The 18,118-nt window shown below is 62.7% G+C and carries 15 protein-coding genes; 13 read left to right on the top strand and 2 right to left on the bottom strand.

The genetic code is table 11. The annotated features are described in order from the left end of the window. The first annotated feature begins 287 nt into the window (after positions 1–287). Both ACOYYX_RS28255 and ACOYYX_RS28250 read left to right on the top strand, forming a co-directional pair. Positions 288–587 carry a hypothetical protein gene (locus ACOYYX_RS28255; RefSeq protein ID WP_422925948.1) on the top strand — a complete coding sequence of 100 codons (300 nt, stop codon included), beginning with the start codon at positions 288–290 and terminating at the stop codon, positions 585–587. Positions 588–624: 37 nt separating this feature from the next. Next, positions 625–2,346 carry a M3 family oligoendopeptidase gene (locus ACOYYX_RS28250; protein ID WP_422925946.1) on the top strand — a complete coding sequence of 574 codons (1,722 nt, stop codon included), beginning with the start codon at positions 625–627 and terminating at the stop codon, positions 2,344–2,346. An 89-nt stretch (positions 2,347–2,435) separates the two neighbouring features. Here ACOYYX_RS28250 and ACOYYX_RS28245 read toward each other — a convergent pair whose 3' ends face one another. Both ACOYYX_RS28245 and ACOYYX_RS28240 read right to left on the bottom strand, forming a co-directional pair. Further along, positions 2,436–2,813: a response regulator gene (locus ACOYYX_RS28245; RefSeq protein WP_422925944.1), complete on the bottom strand. Its 378-nt coding sequence runs from the start codon at positions 2,811–2,813 to the stop codon at positions 2,436–2,438. Then, positions 2,770–3,903, bottom strand: a complete 1,134-nt coding sequence (locus ACOYYX_RS28240) for a sensor histidine kinase (RefSeq protein WP_422925942.1) — start codon at positions 3,901–3,903, stop codon at positions 2,770–2,772. Before ACOYYX_RS28240 ends, ACOYYX_RS28245 begins: the two co-directional genes overlap by 44 nt. 983 nt (positions 3,904–4,886) lie before the next feature. Between ACOYYX_RS28240 and ACOYYX_RS28235 the strand changes: the two genes are divergently transcribed. From ACOYYX_RS28235 to ACOYYX_RS28185, 11 genes are all read left to right on the top strand, one after another. After that, positions 4,887–5,279, top strand: coding sequence for a hypothetical protein (locus tag ACOYYX_RS28235; protein ID WP_422925940.1), 393 nt, complete (start codon positions 4,887–4,889; stop codon positions 5,277–5,279). A 460-nt stretch (positions 5,280–5,739) separates the two neighbouring features. Next, positions 5,740–7,080 carry an efflux RND transporter periplasmic adaptor subunit gene (locus ACOYYX_RS28230; protein WP_422925938.1) on the top strand — a complete coding sequence of 447 codons (1,341 nt, stop codon included), beginning with the start codon at positions 5,740–5,742 and terminating at the stop codon, positions 7,078–7,080. A gap of 162 nt (positions 7,081–7,242) precedes the next feature. After that, positions 7,243–7,566, top strand: a complete 324-nt coding sequence (locus ACOYYX_RS28225) for a DUF6793 family protein (protein WP_422925936.1) — start codon at positions 7,243–7,245, stop codon at positions 7,564–7,566. 351 nt (positions 7,567–7,917) lie between these two features. Beyond that, complete coding sequence (locus ACOYYX_RS28220; RefSeq protein ID WP_422925934.1) at positions 7,918–9,204, top strand: glucose-1-phosphate adenylyltransferase; 1,287 nt, start codon at positions 7,918–7,920, stop codon at positions 9,202–9,204. 218 nt (positions 9,205–9,422) lie between these two features. After that, positions 9,423–10,316 carry a serine/threonine protein kinase gene (locus ACOYYX_RS28215; protein WP_422925932.1) on the top strand — a complete coding sequence of 298 codons (894 nt, stop codon included), beginning with the start codon at positions 9,423–9,425 and terminating at the stop codon, positions 10,314–10,316. Positions 10,317–10,381: 65 nt separating this feature from the next. Then, entirely contained in the window at positions 10,382–11,404 is a 1,023-nt protein-coding gene (locus ACOYYX_RS28210) for an acetyl-CoA carboxylase carboxyltransferase subunit alpha (RefSeq protein WP_422925930.1), read from the top strand. Between the two features lie 259 nt (positions 11,405–11,663). Continuing rightward, positions 11,664–12,776, top strand: coding sequence for a glycosyltransferase family 4 protein (locus ACOYYX_RS28205; RefSeq protein ID WP_422925928.1), 1,113 nt, complete (start codon positions 11,664–11,666; stop codon positions 12,774–12,776). After that, on the top strand, positions 12,773–14,041 hold the full coding sequence (locus ACOYYX_RS28200) for a glycosyltransferase family 4 protein (protein ID WP_422925926.1): 1,269 nt from the start codon (positions 12,773–12,775) through the stop codon (positions 14,039–14,041). The genes ACOYYX_RS28205 and ACOYYX_RS28200 overlap by 4 nt, the downstream gene beginning before the upstream one ends. A 152-nt stretch (positions 14,042–14,193) precedes the next feature. Further along, the gene (locus ACOYYX_RS28195; protein WP_422925924.1) at positions 14,194–15,462 is read left to right on the top strand and encodes a glycosyltransferase family 4 protein; all 1,269 of its coding nucleotides are present in this window, start codon (positions 14,194–14,196) and stop codon (positions 15,460–15,462) included. A 216-nt stretch (positions 15,463–15,678) separates the two neighbouring features. Then, positions 15,679–16,788 (top strand): glycosyltransferase family 4 protein, encoded by a 1,110-nt coding sequence (locus ACOYYX_RS28190; RefSeq protein WP_422925922.1) that lies wholly within the window; start codon positions 15,679–15,681, stop codon positions 16,786–16,788. Then, a complete protein-coding gene (locus tag ACOYYX_RS28185; RefSeq protein WP_422925920.1) occupies positions 16,785–18,065 on the top strand; it encodes a glycosyltransferase family 4 protein in 1,281 nt (426 codons plus the stop codon). Before ACOYYX_RS28190 ends, ACOYYX_RS28185 begins: the two co-directional genes overlap by 4 nt. Positions 18,066–18,118 lie beyond the last annotated feature (53 nt).

The raw sequence follows: 18,118 nt of genomic DNA, 5'->3' as shown, positions 1-18,118 counted from the left end.
AGGATCTCTTGCCCACGCCCTCGAAACCGAAAACCCTCGGACAACCCACGAGAAGGTGATCCACTTCGCCCGAACAAAAATGGCCGCCGTGATCGGCTCCGGTTGGCCATCGGGACGAAGAACCTCTAGAATTGTCCGGGATTCGGCAGGGGATCCAGGGCGATTCCGAGGGGCTTTCCTCTCCTCCCGTGACGAGAGCCTCGACCTAGCCCGGCGATCGATCCTGTGTCGACTGCGGAGATGGATTTCGACGATCGATCCAAACCCGGCGCACCGGTGCGACGACGATGCGACTATGGCATTTGACGCTTGCCGTCATCCTCGTCTCGGTCATCCTGAGCCTGATCCGCGACCCGGTCGGTCGCGTGGCCGTCATCGTCTTCTTCACCGGCCTCGGAGAGGTCGTGATGGGGACCTCGGCGATCTTGGCCCTCTTCCAGACCCTGGGCGCACTGGGCGAGGCCAAGGGGCTCGTCGCCCATACCGAGGCCCTCATGGCCACGGGCATCGTCCTCAGCATCGCGACGGGAGCCATGAGCGCCTGGCTCTGGATCGGCGTCTGGCTGGTCAAGACCACCGTGGTCTGACCCGCTCCTCGCAACGGAAGGACTTCGAGTCATCTCAATGACGACCGCCGCCTACGTACCCCAGGCATTCCCCCGAGTCTGGTTGCCGGCCGAGGCCGAACTCTCGACCTGGGAGCAGATCGAAACCTGGTATCAGAAGCTCATCGACCAGCCCATCAACTCCAAAGCTGAGCTGGAAGACTGGTTGCTTGCCGTCGGCGAGCTCAACGGGGCCGTCGGGCAGATCGGGGTCAAGCGCTATATCGCCATGACCTGCCAGACCGACGACCCCGAACGCGAGGCCGCGCACCTGGCTTTCGTCCGCGAGATCGAGCCCAGGCTCAAGCCGGTCCTCAACGCGATCCGGGCCAAGTACCTCGACTCGCCGCATCGCTCGGAGTTGCCCGGCGACCGGTTCCAGGTCTTCGACCGCGCCCAAGAGAACCGCAGGGCGCTCTATCGCGAGGCCAACATCGCCCGAGAGACGGAGCTGGCCGAGCTCGAGCAGCAGTATCAGAAGATCATCGGGGCCATGACGGTGAACTTCCAGGGCCAGGAACGGACCCCGGCCCAGATGGCGACCTTCCTCGAGGAGAGCGACCGCGAGTTGCGGCAGACCTCCTGGGAACTCGTCGCCAAACGGCGGCTCGTCGACCGCGAGGCCCTCGACGCCCTCTTCGACAAGATGCTCGGGCTCCGCATGGCGATCGCGAAGGAAGCGGGCTTCGACAACTTCGTCGACTACGCTTACAAGGTCCGCGAACGCTTCGATTACGGCGTCGCCGAGGCCGTCGAGTTCCAGGACGCGATCGAGCGCGTCGTCGTCCCCTTGGCGCGCCAGATCCAGGACGAGCGACGCAAGACGCTCGGCGTCGACTCGCTGCGTCCCTGGGACCTCTCGGTGGATCCGCTGGGCCGGTCGCCGCTTCGTCCCTTCAAGGATGTCGAAGAGCTCGCGAATGGCTCGGTCGGCATCTTCGCGGACGTCGACCAGGAGCTCGGCCAGCAGTTCGCCTACCTCCGCGACGCGGGGCTCCTCGACCTGGCCAATCGCAAGGGGAAGGCCCCCGGCGGCTATCAGACGACCCTCGAGGACGACCGGCTCCCGTTCATCTTCATGAATGCGGTCGGGCTCGACGGCGACGTGCGCACCCTCCTTCATGAAGGGGGACACGCCTTCCACGCCCTCGCCAGCCGGGGCGAGACCCTGGCCGCCTATCGTGACAGCCCCATCGAGTTCTGCGAGGTGGCCTCGATGTCGATGGAGCTACTCGGTGCCCGCAACCTCGATTGCTTCTATAGCCCCGAGGATTCGGAGCGATCGTACCGACAACTCCTCGAGGGGATCGTGCTGATCCTCCCCTGGATCGCCACCGTCGACGCCTTCCAGCACTGGCTCTATTTCCACCCCGGGCACACCCAGGCCGAACGCAGCCAGGCCTGGAACAACCTCCTCGACCGCTTCGGGGGGAGCGTCGACTGGACCGGTTTCGAGGATGCCAGGTCCAGCTCGTGGCACCGCCAGCTCCACATCTTCCTCTATCCGTTCTACTACATCGAGTACGGCATCGCGCAACTCGGCGCCTTGCAGGTCTGGAAGCGGGCGCTGACGGATCGGGCGGGAGCCGTCGCCGACTATCGTCGCGGACTCGCCTTGGGCGGCTCTCGTCCCTTGCCGGAACTCTTCGCGGCGGCGGGCATCCGCTTCGACTTCACCGAGGCGACGCTCAAGCCCCTGATGGATGCCATCCGCTCGGAACTCGACAAGCTCAGCCCCTGAAAAAGACGCGGCTCGGCCCCTTCGCTTGCGGAGAGGTCGAGCCAGTAGTAATGGACGAGCGAGAGGAACCGATCAGATTCGGCGTCGCTTCAAGAATCGACTCCGAAGCCCTTCAGCAATTCCTGGAGGCTGATTGGCTTCCTGAGGAAGACCTCGGGCCGGAGGCGGGCGACGGCGTCGAGGCGATGCTGGTCATTCGAGCCAGTCGTGACCGCGACGCGGGTCGCGAGCGATTCCCCCCGGACTCGTTCCAGCAAGGTCATCCCGTCGCCGTCCGGCAGCATGAGGTCGAGGATCAGGTAATCCGGAGAAGGGATCGTAGAGAGGAGAGGGAGCGCCTCGGCCAAGGAACTTGCCGTGAAGACCTCCCACCCTTTGCGATGAAAGATGGCACGAAGCGCACTCGAGGTCGTGCGATCGTCCTCAACGACCAGCAACCGCGGCTTGACCTGCGACGAACGGTTCAATTCGGTGAGCTCCACCTCCGACAACCCGTTGCGGCTCGACGGGGTTCGGGAAGAGAATCGTGAATCGGCTGCCATCGCCGATCTCGCTCTCGAGGGACAGCTTACCACCGATTTGCTCAACCAGGCGCCTTGAAATCCCCAATCCCAGGCCAAACCCCTTCCGGCTGTCACGCTCGCGATTGTTGACCTGGATGAAATCATCGAAGATCGAGGCTTGGTGTTCGGGAGCGATGCCTAAACCGGTGTCTTCCACGGAGATGGAGATGCCGCGGCTGTTCTGCTGGGCGCTGACCGTCACGCTCCCCTCGGACGTGAATTTTATCGCGTTATCCACCAAATTGAAGAGGATTCGCTCCAGTTTCACGCAGTCAGCCTTGACGATAATCGGCTCCCGGCATTCGACGTGGAGTCCGATCCCCTTCAGCTCGGCCTTCGCCCTCGCCTGATGACCCACGCGATGGATCAGGTCGGGAAGCTCGATCATCTCGAAGACCGAGGGCTCCTCCGACCAGTCGAGCTTGCCGATCTCCAGGAACCGTTCGAGCAGATTCGCCGTGGTCTGGGCGCAACTCTTGATCTCGCTAAGGGCTTCCGCCATTGCCGGATCTTGCACGTCGACGCTCAGGGAGGCGAGCTCGATCTGGAGCATCATGCCGTTGAGCGGGGTCTTGAGGTCGTGGCTGATTGCGTTCAGGAAATAGCTTTTGCGTCGTGCATCCTCGCGCGATTTCTCCAGGTCCTCGACGAGTTGTGCCGTGCGCCCCAACTGCTGATAGACGACCTTGAGGTGCCTCGACTCCAACGCATAACGCCACGTGTAATAGGCCAATACTGCAAGCGTGAAATCGTAGAGCCGCCAGGCGGGCCAGAACATCTTCACAGGAATAAAAATATAACCACATATCCCACAGAACACGAAAATATTCTTGATGTTGCGGAGCGCATCCTTGGCCGGGCTCTGGGAGAGCGTGGCCTCCTGACGACGCCAGTGCAGGGCGATCAGTGCATAACCGCTGGCGACGATGAGATCCAGGACGACGGTCAACGTGATCCAGAAATAGTCGTGTCCCATGCAATGGGAAAGCGACATGTAGCGCCCATTACCCGCGAACCAATTCAAGGGATTTACGAATTGCATTGATCTCATTCGGGCTGGGATGCCCGCCCTCGCTCATCTCGGTCATCAGGAAGAATGATTGGCGCGTTCGTCGAGCCAACCGAGTAAGGAATATCCCAACAGCCACGTCAGAAATTCCCGCCGAGCACCTTCATCTTCTCGCCTCGATCCGAGAAGTACCAGTCACAACTTGACCAACGTCCAGCTTTTAAGATTCGGCGGCAACCGTGTCGAGCCGCGGAAACGTGTGGACAGGTTTGCTGTGGAGGAATCTCGACATTCATGCCGCTCAAGGATTCAAAATTCGATCCAACAATCTCTGGGCGGGCAGGATCCGGCTCAAATAACTTCGCGAATCGAACGCAACGGCCCGACTGATTCGAGGAGGCTGCGAACACGATGGAGTCTTCGACTTAACTGGAGTACGGGAGCCGAGAACCATCCGCACCCCAAACTCTCGTGCCGGCCGGACAAACTAACGAATTCAGAGATCAGAACGGTCAAATTTCATCGGGGGAGTTGCTGCAACTGGAATAACCGCGGAAAGGAGCGTGTGGCGACAGCCAAACTTGTCCGCCCGAGTGAATGGACCCGGATAGTACGGTGGAAATCAAAAATTGTGCCCAGGAATTTTCAGAAACATTTGAACCGGCCTGTATGGCCCGGTCGTAACAAAGCCTAGATCATATCCCGGGGGCCTTGCCCCGAAGACGATCGAATGAGTCCGACGATTCATCACTGGACTTGCGGCTTGAGTCAGGTCGACGAGTCTGGGAATTTCCGCCAGGTGGCGGAAAAGCCGATACGTCTCCAGCTCTTAAGACGCTGCGTGGTGAGGGACCAAGAAGTTCGACTTGTGCTAGGAAATTGTGTGACAAAACGTTAAGAGTATCGCGTAAGATCTGAGGTTGAAAAACCTCTCAACATCTTCCGCGTCTCGCCAGAGAGTGTCGAACGTGGGCCGAATTCGTACCATCATAACCGGGCTGCAACTGGTTCTGGCCCTCCTGATGGCTTTCCCATGGAGCTTAGGACTCTTCGCGCTCGATTCCTACTGGGAATCGGCACCGGCGAGCCAGCAGCCCGTGGTCGAATCCCCGCATTCGGCCGTCGAGAAAGACGGGCATCGTCGCAAGCTCAGGGATGTGACCGATCTGGTCATGTCGTCCTGGAACCAGGATGAAGAAGAGGAGGGGGGCAACTCCGTCCTCGAAATGGTCAGCGCCCCACTCTATGGGCCTGGTGCCTCATTCTGGGTGATGAGCAACTCATCCCTGCAAGAGACGATCCATCCTCCTGATCCGACCACACTCTTCGCGACAGACCGACTCGCCCCGCTTCGGTGTTGATCCCCATGAACCCGGCGAGGGCCTCCGAGTGGCCAGGCCGGCGGGTTTGAGAAATCTTCCCGCCCGTCGACCAGGCATGCTCACATTCGAGCCGAAGAATAGCCATCGCCAGGAACTGCTTCCCAAGGTAGGTTGCCTGGCCTGAGATGGGAATTCACCACGTTTCCGGCGAACTCGATCGGAGTCGCCCCGAGACGTAAGGCTCCAGAGGCCCTGAATCCTCCGCTTTCGCATCGGACTTGCAAGTAGGATCAGGGACGACCCGTTCCGAAAGCGAGCACCGGCGACCAGTCACCTCCCCCCAATTGCCCGATGCGTCGCGATGCGACGAACCGGTCGAACGCGGCATCATCACGTCGATCGATGCCCTCGAATCCGACCGAGCCCTATCGATCGCTCACATGCAGTTCATCACCCCCTCGAATTGCAAAAGAGGGAGTGTGGGAGGAGCCGAGGCACCATGTTCTGGAAAATGACCCTCGTGGTCGTACTCATAGCCGGCATGAGCGGTGTCGTGTACATCAGTGGCGTCTCCAAGGCCCAGCTCAAAGAGGCTCTCCACTACATCGAGAAGTCCGCCGGCGCCGGCGAGATGACTTCCAATCACCCGTCGATCCCCGTGGCGCTCAAGGAAGATGCCCCCTGGGACGGCCTGGTGACCCTCACCGAAGACGAAGAGAAGGCCCTCGGCCTCGGCATCGCCCGGGTCATGGCGCAGGACGGGCCGATCAAGCTCGAACTCCGCGGGAGGACCTCGTACGACCCCGACACCTTGACCAAGATCCGACCCAGGTTCGACACCCTGGTCGAGAAGGTCTTCGCGTTCAGGGGGCAGAAAGTCAAAAAGGGGGATCCCCTGGTCGAGCTCCACAGCACCGACCTGGCGACCGCCAAGAGCGACTTCCAGAGCAAGTTTGTCCAGTGGCAGCACGACCTGAACCTCTATCATCTGAGGCAGGAGCTCGTCAAAAACGGCGCCATCTCGAAGCAGACCTGGGTCGACACCCAGAACGACGAGAAGAAGAGCCGGCTCGACTACAACCTCGCCCGCGACAAGCTCAAGGAGCTGAAGGTCCCCGAGGATGAGATCGAGCCTCTGCTGGCTCCCCTCGGGGATTCCGCCCCGGCGAGCCGCGACTACGGCAACGTCGCCGAGAAGGCGAAGATGATCCTTCGCTCGCCCGTGGACGGGACCGTGATCGAGCGTGAGGTCGTCCCGCAGAACTTCTACGAGACCCAGAGCGTCCTCATGGTCATCGCCCCCCTCGACCACCTCTGGGTCGAGGTGAACGTCTACGAGCGGGACCAGGACAAGGTGAAGGTCGGCCAGACCATGGAGATCAACTTCCCGTTCCTCTCGGAGACGATCCAGGGGAAGGTCCAGTACGTCGCGAACGAGATCTCCAAGGACACCCACGCCGTCACCGTCAGGGCGTCGATCCGGAACCCGGAAGGCCGCTTCAAGGCCGACATGCTCGTGAAGGCCCAGCTCGACATCCCGCCCAAGGCTGGGGAGACCAACATCCCTCGCCAGGCCATGATCTCGGCCAGCGGCAGCGATTACGTCTTCGTCAGGTCCCCTCGCGAGGACTTACCCCCCAGCGCGAAAGGGCACCCGGGCGGGAAGCTGCCGGACAAGTTCGAGCGACGTCGGATCGTGGTGGCGCAGGAAAACCACGACTTCGTGGTCGTGGACAAAGGGCTGTCACCCGGTGAGGAGGTCGTCACGAGCGGCAGCCTGATCGTGTCCCAGCTCTTCGAGGACGCTAAAACCGTGGCAACGGGAGTCCCATCAGAATAGGCTGGGGATATGTCTTCTCATTCCCCGGTATCGGAGGACAATGTCGAGGAGCCATTTGCTTCTGGTGCGGCTCGGGTGTACGATCGCCGATAGGAGCCGCACATCAGCTCTCCTTCGATTTCCACGGCCCCGCACAATCACTTCACCGAAAGGGGTTCGGCCATGCCCTTGTTTGAGGTGGAAACAACATCGCACATCATGATCGCGTCCGTCGATGACGAGTCGGCGGCGCGGGGGTTCGCCACGGCCAACTATCCCACCGAGGAGGTCTTGCGGATCAGTCATCGGCCTCGCGACGCCTGGGTGATTTCCAAAACTCTGCTCGGCATCAATGGCAGCTCCGACCCTTGCGCCACGGCCCGCGACTGCCTGGCCAAGGCCCAGGGCGATAAGCTCCACGCCGTCAGGCTCTACATGCACCAGACCGGCTCCGACCTCGATGGCGCCCGCAGGGCGATCGAGTCGAACATGGCGATGGGTTGGTAGTTTCATCCCTCATCCCCCGAAGGCTCGGCTTCGTTCCTCCCGGGCGACACCCTCGCGACTCTCATCGAATGGGCTTGACGGACTTGGCAGAGTCGACGACGGTACGTTCCATCGGCGGTGTCCTGGGTCCAGCAAGGGAACGAGTCGAACAAGGTGACCCGATGGGTCGAAGAGGGCGAGTCCCCCGCCGGGCCGAGCATCGACCTCGGCTCGGGGTGGACCCGCCCTTGGACCGTCTCGATCGCGGGCGGTCGACCTCGGTGTCTTACCCTCGGCGCGGTTAAACTGGACAGGGCCGCAACGGCAACAACCAGGGGAAGCTCCTTCCCCTTTTCCGGTCAGGGGTACGTCATGCCGCGGGTGATCTGTCTGATTCTCGGGGGGGGCCGGGGGACACGCCTCTATCCGCTCACCAAGTCGCGAAGCAAGCCCGCCGTGCCCATCGGCGGCAAGTATCGTCTCATCGACATCCCAATCTCCAACTGCATCAACTCGGGCCTGAATCAGATCTTCGTCCTCACCCAGTTCAACTCGGTGAGCCTCCACCGGCATATCTCGAACACGTACAAGTTCGACCCGTTCAGCGGCGGCTATGTCGAGATCCTCGCCGCGCAGCAGACGATGCAGCACGAGAGCTGGTATCAGGGGACGGCCGACGCCGTGCGCCGGAATATCCCCTACTTCACCGAGAGCCGCTACGACCTCGTCCTGATCCTCTCCGGCGACCAGCTCTACCGGATGGACTTCCAGGACATGATCCGGACCCACCTCGAGAACAAGGCCGAGGCGACCATCGCCGCCTTGCCCGTCGCCGAGGAAGAGGCCAAGGCCTGCGGCATCATGCGGATCGACACCACCGGCCGCGTCATCGACTTCGAGGAGAAGCCGAAGACCCCCGAGAAGCTCGCCCGCGTCTATACGTCCCCCGAGTGGATGGAGAAGATGGGGATCGTCGCCGGCAACCGGCCGTACCTCGCCAGCATGGGGATCTACCTCTTCAACCGAGCGACCCTCGTCCAGATGCTCGCGTCGGGGACGGCGACCGACTTCGGCAAGGAACTCTTCCCCCAGGCCATCGAAGGGCACCGCGTCCAGACCCACCTCTTCGACAGCTACTGGGAAGACATCGGGACCATCGGCGCCTTCCACAAGGCGAACATTGACCTGACCCGCGAGAATCCGCCTTTCGACTTCACCTTCGGCGACCATCCGATCTTCACCCGCCCTCGCTACCTTCCTTGCTCACGCCTCTCCGGCGTGACGGTCAATGACAGCCTCATCTCCGACGGCTGCGTGATCGGCCGGGGTTCGGTCATCGAGAACTCGGTGATCGGCGTCCGCGCCCAGATTGGCGAGAACACAACGATCCGCAATACGTATATCATGGGAGCCGACCTGTACGAACAGGAACGGCACTTGCAGGAAAACCTCCGTTCGACCCGCCCGAGGGTCGGGATCGGGTCGGATTGCATCATCGAGAATGCGATCATCGACAAGAACGCGAGGATCGGAAATGGCGTGCGGATCCGGAACGAGGCCGGTGTGACCGAGTTCGACGATGCGCCCCATTACGTGATCAGAGACAAGGTTGTCGTGATTCCGAAATACACGATCCTGCCCGACAGGTCGGTCATCTAAAGGCTTCTTTTGTTACGAAGCCTGTTTTTTATACGTCACGGCAACCTGGGTGGGCCCGTATCAATCAGCGACTTCGTCTCTGTAAATTTACGGACAGCTAGACAAGCACAGGTAGCCCAGGTTGCCCATTCCCCCAAAATCTGACAGAATGTCTGACAAAGACCTATGATGGGGATATGAAGCTTGTCGAATCACCCCGTTAAAATCGAGTAGAAGGAATGGCTGTGTCGACGGAAGCCCACCTGACCGAAGAAAAAATCGGAGGTTTCCGATACGTTCGCACGCTGCACCCCGGCGCCACCTCGGTGGTGATGGAGGTGGTCCAGGAGGCGACGGGCCGACGTTTCGCGCTCAAGCAGCTCCAGGAATCGCGTGCGGTCGAATCCTCCGAGCGCAAGCTCTTCGAGTTCGAGGCCAAGCTGGGGATCCTACTCCGACATCCGAATCTCGTCATCGTGCACGAGTATTTCCGGGATCCTCACCAGCCTTACTTCATCATGGACCTCTTCCCGTCCTATCACTTGAAGTTGCCGATTGCGCGTCCGTCGGTTTATCCGATGCCCAAACGGCAGTTGCACCGGATCATCTCGCAGACCGCCGCCGGCCTGGCGTTCATGCACGACAAGAACTGGATCCATCGCGACGTCAAGCCCGAGAACATTCTCGTCAACAAGTCGGGCGAGGTCCGCGTGATCGACTACGCGCTGGCCATGAAGCCGTTCTCGGGGCTGAAGAAATTGCTCGGCAGCAAGGCCCCTCGGCAGGGGACGGCGAGCTACATGTCACCCGAGCAGATTCGCTGCATGTCCCCAACCCCCGCCTCCGATATTTACAGCTTCGGAATCACTTGCTATGAATTGGCTTGTGGACGTCCGCCGTTTCGCGCCAACTCGACGGCCGAGCTGTTGAGGAAGCACCTGCACGAACGGCCGATTCCGCTCGTGAATCACAATAAATCGATCACGAACGAGTATAATGATCTCGTCCTGAACATGCTGTCGAAGCGTCCGGAAGACCGTTGCGAATCCTTGCAGGAATTTCTGAGCCGGTTTGGGCGAATCCGCATCTTCAAGGACGACCCTGATCCCCAGGCTGATCGGTTCGGCATGTGAACCGACTCCGCCCGCTCGCATCGCTCCACGATCGAGCGTTCGCTTGCGGAAGGATTGAGTCGCCCATGCCTAGCCCTACAGAGTCTCGTCTCCCATTCGAAGCCCCCATCTACGAGATGGAGGCGCGGCTGGCGGAGATGGAGGCCACCTATGCCAAGAATCGGGCGGGTGTCGACTCGACCTCGATCGCGGAGCAGATCCGCAGGCTCCGTCGGGAACTTGCGAACCTGAAGCGCACCATCTACGCCAACCTGCAGCCCTGGGAATCGGTCCAGGTCTCCAGGTTGCCGAGCCGTCCCCAGACACGGGACTATATCGACCTGATCTTCGACCAGTTCGTCGAGCTCCACGGAGACCGGGCCATCGGAGACGACATGGCGGTCGTGACCGGCATGGCGCACCTCGGCGACGAGAAAGTCATGTTCATCGGCCACCAGAAGGGCAAGAACCTCGCCGAGCGCAAGGCCTGCAACTTCGGCTGCGCGCACCCGGAAGGGTATCGCAAGGCCCTCCACAAGATGAAGATGGCGGCCAAGTTCGGGCTGCCGATCGTCACGTTCATCGACACCCCGGGGGCCTATCCCGGGATCGCCGCCGAGGAACGAGGGCAGGCCGCCATCATCGCCGAGAACTTGATGGCGATGAGCCAGCTCGAGACACCGATCGTCTGCGTCGTGATCGGCGAAGGGGGCTCCGGCGGCGCGCTGGGTATCGGAGTGGGCGATCGCCTGGCCATGCTCGAGCATTCTTACTACTCAGTCATCAGTCCCGAGGGCTGTGCCACGATCCTCTGGAAGTCCAACGAGCATGCCCCCCGAGCGGCCGAGGCGCTCAGGATGACCAGCCGCGACCTGCTCCGCATGAAGATCATCGACGAAGTGATTCAGGAGCCGCTAGGCGGGGCCCATCGCGATCATCGAGAGGCCGCCTCCAGCCTCAAGTCGATGCTCATCCGCGCCATACGCGAGCTTAAAGAACTCCCACGCGAGCAACTCCTGCAGAATCGCTACGACAAGTTCCGCCGCATCGGCATCTTCCTCGAGGGCGAGGAACAGGCCCCGCTGAATGGCCTAACCGGAGATCACTGAGTCGACCTCGATTCCGCGTTTCCGCGCATCCGAGGGGCCATAGGCTCCTCGGTTTCCCATGCGCTCCCAATCCGTAACATCTCGGCTTGGGAGCGACTTGTGACTTATTCGTCCGACCTTGACCCCTCGGCCGACCTCTGTTAGAAGTCCACAGCCTCCTCGGATCTGGCCGCGGAAGGGATTCCCGTGCCACGAGCGAGTCTGCCGTGCGACCGGTCGTGCCTTGGTCGACCGCACTGCACAAGCCCAGGAGGGGTGAATGCCGGAGCTTCGCAAGGTCGCCTATCTCACCCCACTCTACTTCGATGAGAAATCGAGGCTCGGCGGCGGCGAACGGTTCCCGCTGAACCTGGCGACGGGGGTCGCCGCGGCGGCCGAAGGACGTTGCACCGTCGAGTTGATCTCTTTCGGCGAGCGGGCTGCGCGGTATTCGCTCAAGCCGGGCGTGTCTCTGCGAGTCCTACCAGTCTCAAACCGGCCGCACGACATCCTCAACGCCGTCTCGTGGGACCTACCCGCGGCCCTAGCGGACGCCGACCTCGTCCACATCCACGTGCCCTACACACGCTCGAGCGAGCTGGGCATACTCATCGCGAAGCAGGACCACAAGCCGATCTGCGTGACCGACCACGGTGGGGCCTCGAGCACGATCGGCCTGAACCTCGGCTGCCTGGATCTCGCCGACCGAATCGTGGCCTACTCCGACTTCGGCGCGGCGCTCCATCGAAGTACCACGCCTATTGAGACCATCAAGGGGGGCGTCGACGCCTCGACGTTCTGCCTCCCCGATACCCGGCCGGAGCGCGGGCACGTCCTCTTCGTGGGACGCCTGCTCCCGCACAAGGGGATCGACTACCTGATCGAGTCGCTGCCGCCCGGCGTGCCGCTCAAGGTCGTTGGTCGCCCCTTCCGCGAGGACTACACCTGGCGTATTAATCACCTGGCCGTCGGCAAGCCGGTCGAGTTCATCACCGACGCCGATGACGCCACGCTCCGCGAGCTCTATCAATCGGCCTGGGTGACGGTGCTCCCCTCGGTCTATCACGACTGCTTCGGCGCCAGCCACGTCGCGCCTGAGTTGATGGGCTTCGCCCTCCTCGAGTCGATGGCCTGCGGCACCCCCGCCATCGGTTCTCGCGTGGGCGGGATGCCCGAGTTCATCCGCGACGGCGAGACCGGCTACATCTACGACAGTCTGGATCAGTTGACCGACCGAATCCTGACCCTCGTCGAAAGCCCCGACCTCGTCGAGACCATGGGCCAGCGTGGGCGGCAGGCGGTCGAGGCCGAGTTCGACTTGAAGGTCGCCGGACGCAAGCTATACGACCTCTACCGGTCGCTCTTCGAGCAGGCGAGGGAGGCGGCCGCTTGAAGATCCTCACGCTCAGCAACCTGTATCCCCCCGACTTCATCGGCGGCTACGAGTTGGCCTGTGCCCACGTCGTCGATGCCTTTCGCGAGCGCGGCCACGACGTCCGCGTCCTGACCGCGACACCTCGACAGCCGATCCCCAGATCGCCAGAGCACGTCCTCAGGCGTTTCCGGCTCGTCGACGAGTGGAGCGAGGACGGGATGGGATCGGCCTCTCTCGCGTATCGGCTCGACGAGGCCGAGTCGAGGTTGGTGAGCGCCCACAACGTCCACGTCCTGACGAGCGTGCTCGACGAGTTCGCCCCGGATGTCGTTTACATCTGCTGCGTGACCGGGCTCGGCGGCTTCGCCCTCGTCGCCTGCCTCCAGTACATGAAGATCCCCTGGGTCTGGCAACTCGGCGACCGGGTGCCGTTCCACCTCTGCAGCACGAGGGAGACGGTCATCGAGGGGCTTGCACGGGCCTTCTCGAGCCGCATCCGGGGGAACTACATCGTCGTCAGCGAGCAGCTCAGGCGCGAGATCGAGGATGCCGGGATCCACCTCAACGGACGCGTCCAGGTCCTGCCCAACTGGATCACCGGGACTCGTCGGATGGTCGAACGCTCGTATTACAAAGGCGGCCACCTCAGGATCATGAGCGCGGGGCAGGTGGCGCGCTGGAAGGGAAGCGACCTCCTCATCGTGGCGGCCGCGAACCTCCGAGAGCTCGGCCACGACGATTTCTCGATCGACTTCTACGGCAGGGTCCATCAGCCCGACCTCGTCCTGCTCGCGAGCAAGCTGGGTCTGACGCGACACGTCTCCTTCAAGGGAGTGCTGCCGCATCGGCAGCTCCTCGATGCCTATCGCGACTACGACGTCTTCGCGTTTCCCACGATCCTGCGCGAGCCCTTCGGTCTCGTCCCGCTGGAGGCGATGGCCAGGGGTTGTGTCCCCGTCCTGACCCGGAAGTGCGGAATCGCCGAGTACCTCGTTCACGGTGTCCACGGGCTCAAGGCCGAGCGCGATGCGCATTCATTCGCCAGGGCCTTCGCCGCCGTGATGCGAGGCGAAGTGGATCTCGAGGCGATGGGGCGTCGGGGCATGGTGATGGCCTGGCGCGACTTCCACATCGACTCGATCCTGCCCTCGATCGAGCGGCAGCTTGTCCAGGCCTCGTTGCAGTCGAGGGCGGGCGCAGGGACGGCGAAGGAAGCCTACAGGCTGGCGAGGCTCGCCGAGCAGGTCGGCGCCAACTTGATCCAGGAGACGATCGTGGCCTGAGCGATCATTCGGCTCGACGTGGGCCGCACGGCGCTCTCGCATAATGATCGGCTCAAATCTCGCTCACGAAGACGTAAATCCTTGCGACGTGTTGGATTGATCAGGCCGAGGCGAACGCACCTCGAATTCGCTCGACACTAGGAGGCGGCGGCGTGAAAGTCCTGGCCCTGAGCAACCTCTATCCTCCTGACTTCATCGGCGGCTACGAGTTGGCCTGTGCCCACGTCGTCGATGGCCTCAGGGAACGCGGCCACGACGCCCGTGTCCTCACCGCCGCCCCTCGCAATCCGGTCGGTACGCCGCCCGCGCACGTCCTCCGGCGTTTCAAGCTCATCGACGAGTGGAACCCCAACGCGATGGGGAACCAGTACCTGTCGTACCGGCTCGACGAGGCCGAGTCGCGGCTGGTCAGTGCCTACAACATCCATGTGCTCACATCGACGCTAGAGGAGTTCGAGCCCGACGTCATTTACATTTGCAACAATCTGGGGCTCGGCGGCCTGGGGATCATGGCCTGCCTCGAGTTCTTGAAGGTCCCCTGGGTCTGGCAGCTCGGCGACTGCGCGCCGCTACTCCTCTGTAGCACGGGGCTCGACACATTCCGGGCCCTCGCCGAGGAGTTCTCGAGGCGGATGCTGGGCGACTTCATCTGCGTGAGCGAGCAGCTCCGAAACGAGATCGAGTCGACGGGGATTCGCCTCTCCGGCCGCGTCCACATGCTGCCCTACTGGATCACGGCTCCTCCCTCCGCGCCTCGCAGCCGCCTTTATCATGGCGGCCACCTCAAGATCATGTTCGCCGGCCAGATCGCCCGCTTCAAAGGGGTCGACGTCGTCATCGAGGCGGCGGCGCTCTTGCGCGACCGGGGATACACCGACTTTTCGATCGACCTATATGGGAACCTCTACGATCCGTCGCTGATCCGACTGATCCGGGAGCGGGACCTCGTCGACCACGTCAAGCACAACGGGATCCTGCCCCAGCCCGAATTGATGGAGAGATACAAGGATTACGATCTGTTTGCATTTCCGACGCTGGAACGCGAGCCGTTCGGCATGGTCCCCATCGAGGCGCTGGCGAGGGGCTGCGTCCCCGTGATTTCGAGGCGTTGCGGCGTCTCCGAGTGGGTCGTGCATGGGCTCCACTGCCTGAAGTCGGCCAGGACTCCCGAGGCCTTCGCCGATACGTTCGCCTCGGTGATCCGGGGCGAGGTCGACCTGCAGTCGATCGCGAGGCGGGGCGCCGCCGCGGCACTCCGAGACTTCCACATCGACACCATCCTCCCGCGGATCGAGTCGATCCTCGAGAATGCGTCGAGGCGTCCGCGGAACGGGGCAGGGGGGTACGAGGATGCCTATCGGCTCGCGAGGATGGCAGAGCAGGTCGCCGGTGCCCTGATTCAGGAAGCGATACCTGCTTAAGCCCGTCCTTTCCGCATCCCCGCGACGGAGCGACTGGCCTTGACCGGATTTACGGGTTGGGATAGAAGGCCAACGCTCCAGGGATGCACCCCTCGCTTCGGCTAGTGCCCGTCCGAATGGAAACAAAGTTGGAACGATCGTGATCCGGATCGAGACCCGCGGTCAGGCGTGTTGACCCGCGGCGATGAGCGACCGATTGCGAAAGTCGAGGTGGCGATGTCCGTGAGTAAGATCGCCTATTTGGCGCCGCTCTATTTCGACGAGAAGTCGTACCTGGGCGGGGGAGAGCGCTATCCTCTCAACTTGGCCAAGGGGGTCGTCGAGGCCTCCGACGGGCGCATCGAGGTCGAGCTCATCTCATTCGGCGAAGCCCCTCATCGCCAGACGATGGCCCCGGGCGTCTCGCTGCGGGTCCTCACTGCGGCGGGGAAGCCGCTCCACCCGCTGGACATGGTCTCCTGGGAACTGCCCGAGGCGCTGAGCGACGTGGACCTCGTCCACATCCACCAGGCCTACACCCGCTGCTCCGAGGCGGGAATGCTGGTCGCCAAGCAGCTCCGCAAGCCGATCTGCGTGACCGACCACGGCGGCACCTCGAGCCCGTTCGTCGAGCACCTCGGCATCCTCGAGCTTGCCGATCAGATCATCGCCCAGTCCGACTTCGCCGCGTCCTTCTTCCGGACGTCGACGCCCATCGAGGTCATCAAGGGGGGCGTCGACGCCTCTCGATTCACGCCGTCGCCCGTGCCCGTCGTCCGCGATCGAGTGCTCTACCTCGGTCGACTCCTGCCGCATAAGGGGATCGACAAGCTCATCGCCGCGATGCCCCCGGAACTGCCGCTCACCGTCTGCGGCCGGGCCTACGACGCCCCTTACTACGAGCTGCTCCAGAAGCTGGCGAAGGGGAAGTGTGTCGAGTTCATCACCGACGCCGACGACGAGCGCATCCTCGACCTGTACCGGAGGGCCTGGGTCAACATCCTCCCCTCGGTCCACCTCGACTGCTTTGGCAACCTCCACACCCAACCCGAGCTGATGGGCCTCTCGATCCTCGAGGCCATGTCGTGCGGGACCCCCGCGATGAGCTCCAGGGTCGCGGCCATGCCCGAGTTCATCATCGAGGGGGAGACCGGCTTCGTCTTCGACGACCCCGACGACCTCGCCGCCGCGCTCCGGCTCCTGGCCGCCAACCCTGGGCTGGTCGAGTGGATGGGCAAACGGGCCCGCCGTCGGGTCGAGCAGGAGTACGACTATCGCGTGGCCGGCGGTCGGCTCGTCGAGATCTATGACCGATTGATCGCCCGAACGTACGAGGTGGCCGCGTGAAAATCCTGGTGATCAGCAATCTCTACCCCCCAGACGCCATCGGCGGCTACGAGATGGGCTGTGCCCAGGTCGTCGACCTGCTGCGGAGCAGGGGTCACGAAGTCATGGTCCTGACCACCGCGCCCAGGACTCCGGTCGCCTCGAGCGATCACGTCCTCAGGACGCTCCGGCTCACCGACCTCTGGGTCGAGTACACGCACTTCCGGAGCGCCCCGGTCACGCTGCGACTCGCCGAGACCGAGTCTCATGTGATCAATGCCTTCAATGTCCACGCGTTGCTCGCCGCGATCAAGGACTTCAACCCGGACGTTGCCTACGTCTGGGCCCTCACGGGGGTCGGCGGACTCGGGCTGATGGGATGCCTGCATCACCTGCGCATCCCCTGGGTCTGGCACCTGATGGACGACGTGCCCGCCTCGCTCTGCAAGGTCGGCAACCGCGTCATCCCCGCCCTAGCTCGGCAGTTCGAGGAGCAGCTCCGCGGCACCTTCATCGCGTGCAGCCAGCAGCTCGTCGACGAGATCGAACGCAAGGGGATCCGCCTCCAGGGGGAGGTGGAGATCCTCTCGAACTGGGTCGCGGGCCCGATCCCGCCCGTCAGGTCGACCTTCTATCAGCCCGGCAACGTGCTCAAGATCGTCGCCTCCGCCGCGCACATCGGCCGTACCTACGACAAGGGCATGGACCTGATCGTCAAGGCTGCGTCAATCCTGCGATCTAAGGGGATTGAGAACTTCGCCGTCGACATCTACGGCAAGATCGACGACACGTCCTGCAGCGATCTCATCAAATCCCAGGGAGTCTGCGACTTCGTCAAGCTCCGGGGCCCTGTGCGGCAATCGGAGCTGATTGCCGCCTATCAGGATTACGACGTCTTCGCCTTCCCGGCCAGGCACCGCGAGCCTTGCGCCTTCGCCCCGATCGAGGCGGCCCCCAGCGGTTGCGTGCCGATCATGGGGCAGCTCGGGGGCAACAGCGAGTGGTTCGTCCACGGCGTCCACTGCCTCAAGGTGCCGAGGTCGGCGCAGGGGTTCGCGAACGCCTGGGAGATGGTCATCGAGGGGCAGATCGCCCTCGAGCCGCTGGGCCGACGGCTGTCCTCGCTCGTCCGCAACGATTTCCATTTGCAGCAACTCATCCCGAAAATCGAGAGAAACTTGCTGCAAGCAGCCGATCAAACAAGAGAAGGCGCCGGTACGTCCATGGAGGCCTACCGCCTCGCGCTGCTCGCCGAGCGACTCGCCTCGGTCCTGATCCAAGAACCCTACTGCGCTTGAGAATCTCTTCGTGAGCGGGCCGCCAAGCATGAGCTTGTCGCCGCCCCACGACG

This window comes from Singulisphaera chitinilytica (genome assembly GCF_049331405.1).
Taxonomy (GTDB): Bacteria; Planctomycetota; Planctomycetia; order Isosphaerales; family Isosphaeraceae; genus PoT.
This window is presented reverse-complemented; position numbering and strand designations above follow the sequence as displayed.

What these genes read in the sequence shown, in the direction of transcription:
- ACOYYX_RS28230 (WP_422925938.1), top strand. Translation starts at nt 5,740, where the DNA reads ATGTTCTGGAAAATGACCCTCGTGGTCGTACTCATAGCCGGCATGAGC.
- ACOYYX_RS28220 (WP_422925934.1), top strand. Translation starts at nt 7,918, where the DNA reads ATGCCGCGGGTGATCTGTCTGATTCTCGGGGGGGGCCGGGGGACACGC.
- ACOYYX_RS28240 (WP_422925942.1), bottom strand. Translation starts at nt 3,903, where the DNA reads ATGTCGCTTTCCCATTGCATGGGACACGACTATTTCTGGATCACGTTG.
- ACOYYX_RS28210 (WP_422925930.1), top strand. Translation starts at nt 10,382, where the DNA reads ATGCCTAGCCCTACAGAGTCTCGTCTCCCATTCGAAGCCCCCATCTAC.
- ACOYYX_RS28225 (WP_422925936.1), top strand. Translation starts at nt 7,243, where the DNA reads ATGCCCTTGTTTGAGGTGGAAACAACATCGCACATCATGATCGCGTCC.
- ACOYYX_RS28190 (WP_422925922.1), top strand. Translation starts at nt 15,679, where the DNA reads ATGTCCGTGAGTAAGATCGCCTATTTGGCGCCGCTCTATTTCGACGAG.
- ACOYYX_RS28250 (WP_422925946.1), top strand. Translation starts at nt 625, where the DNA reads ATGACGACCGCCGCCTACGTACCCCAGGCATTCCCCCGAGTCTGGTTG.
- ACOYYX_RS28215 (WP_422925932.1), top strand. Translation starts at nt 9,423, where the DNA reads ATGGCTGTGTCGACGGAAGCCCACCTGACCGAAGAAAAAATCGGAGGT.
- ACOYYX_RS28205 (WP_422925928.1), top strand. Translation starts at nt 11,664, where the DNA reads ATGCCGGAGCTTCGCAAGGTCGCCTATCTCACCCCACTCTACTTCGAT.
- ACOYYX_RS28255 (WP_422925948.1), top strand. Translation starts at nt 288, where the DNA reads ATGCGACTATGGCATTTGACGCTTGCCGTCATCCTCGTCTCGGTCATC.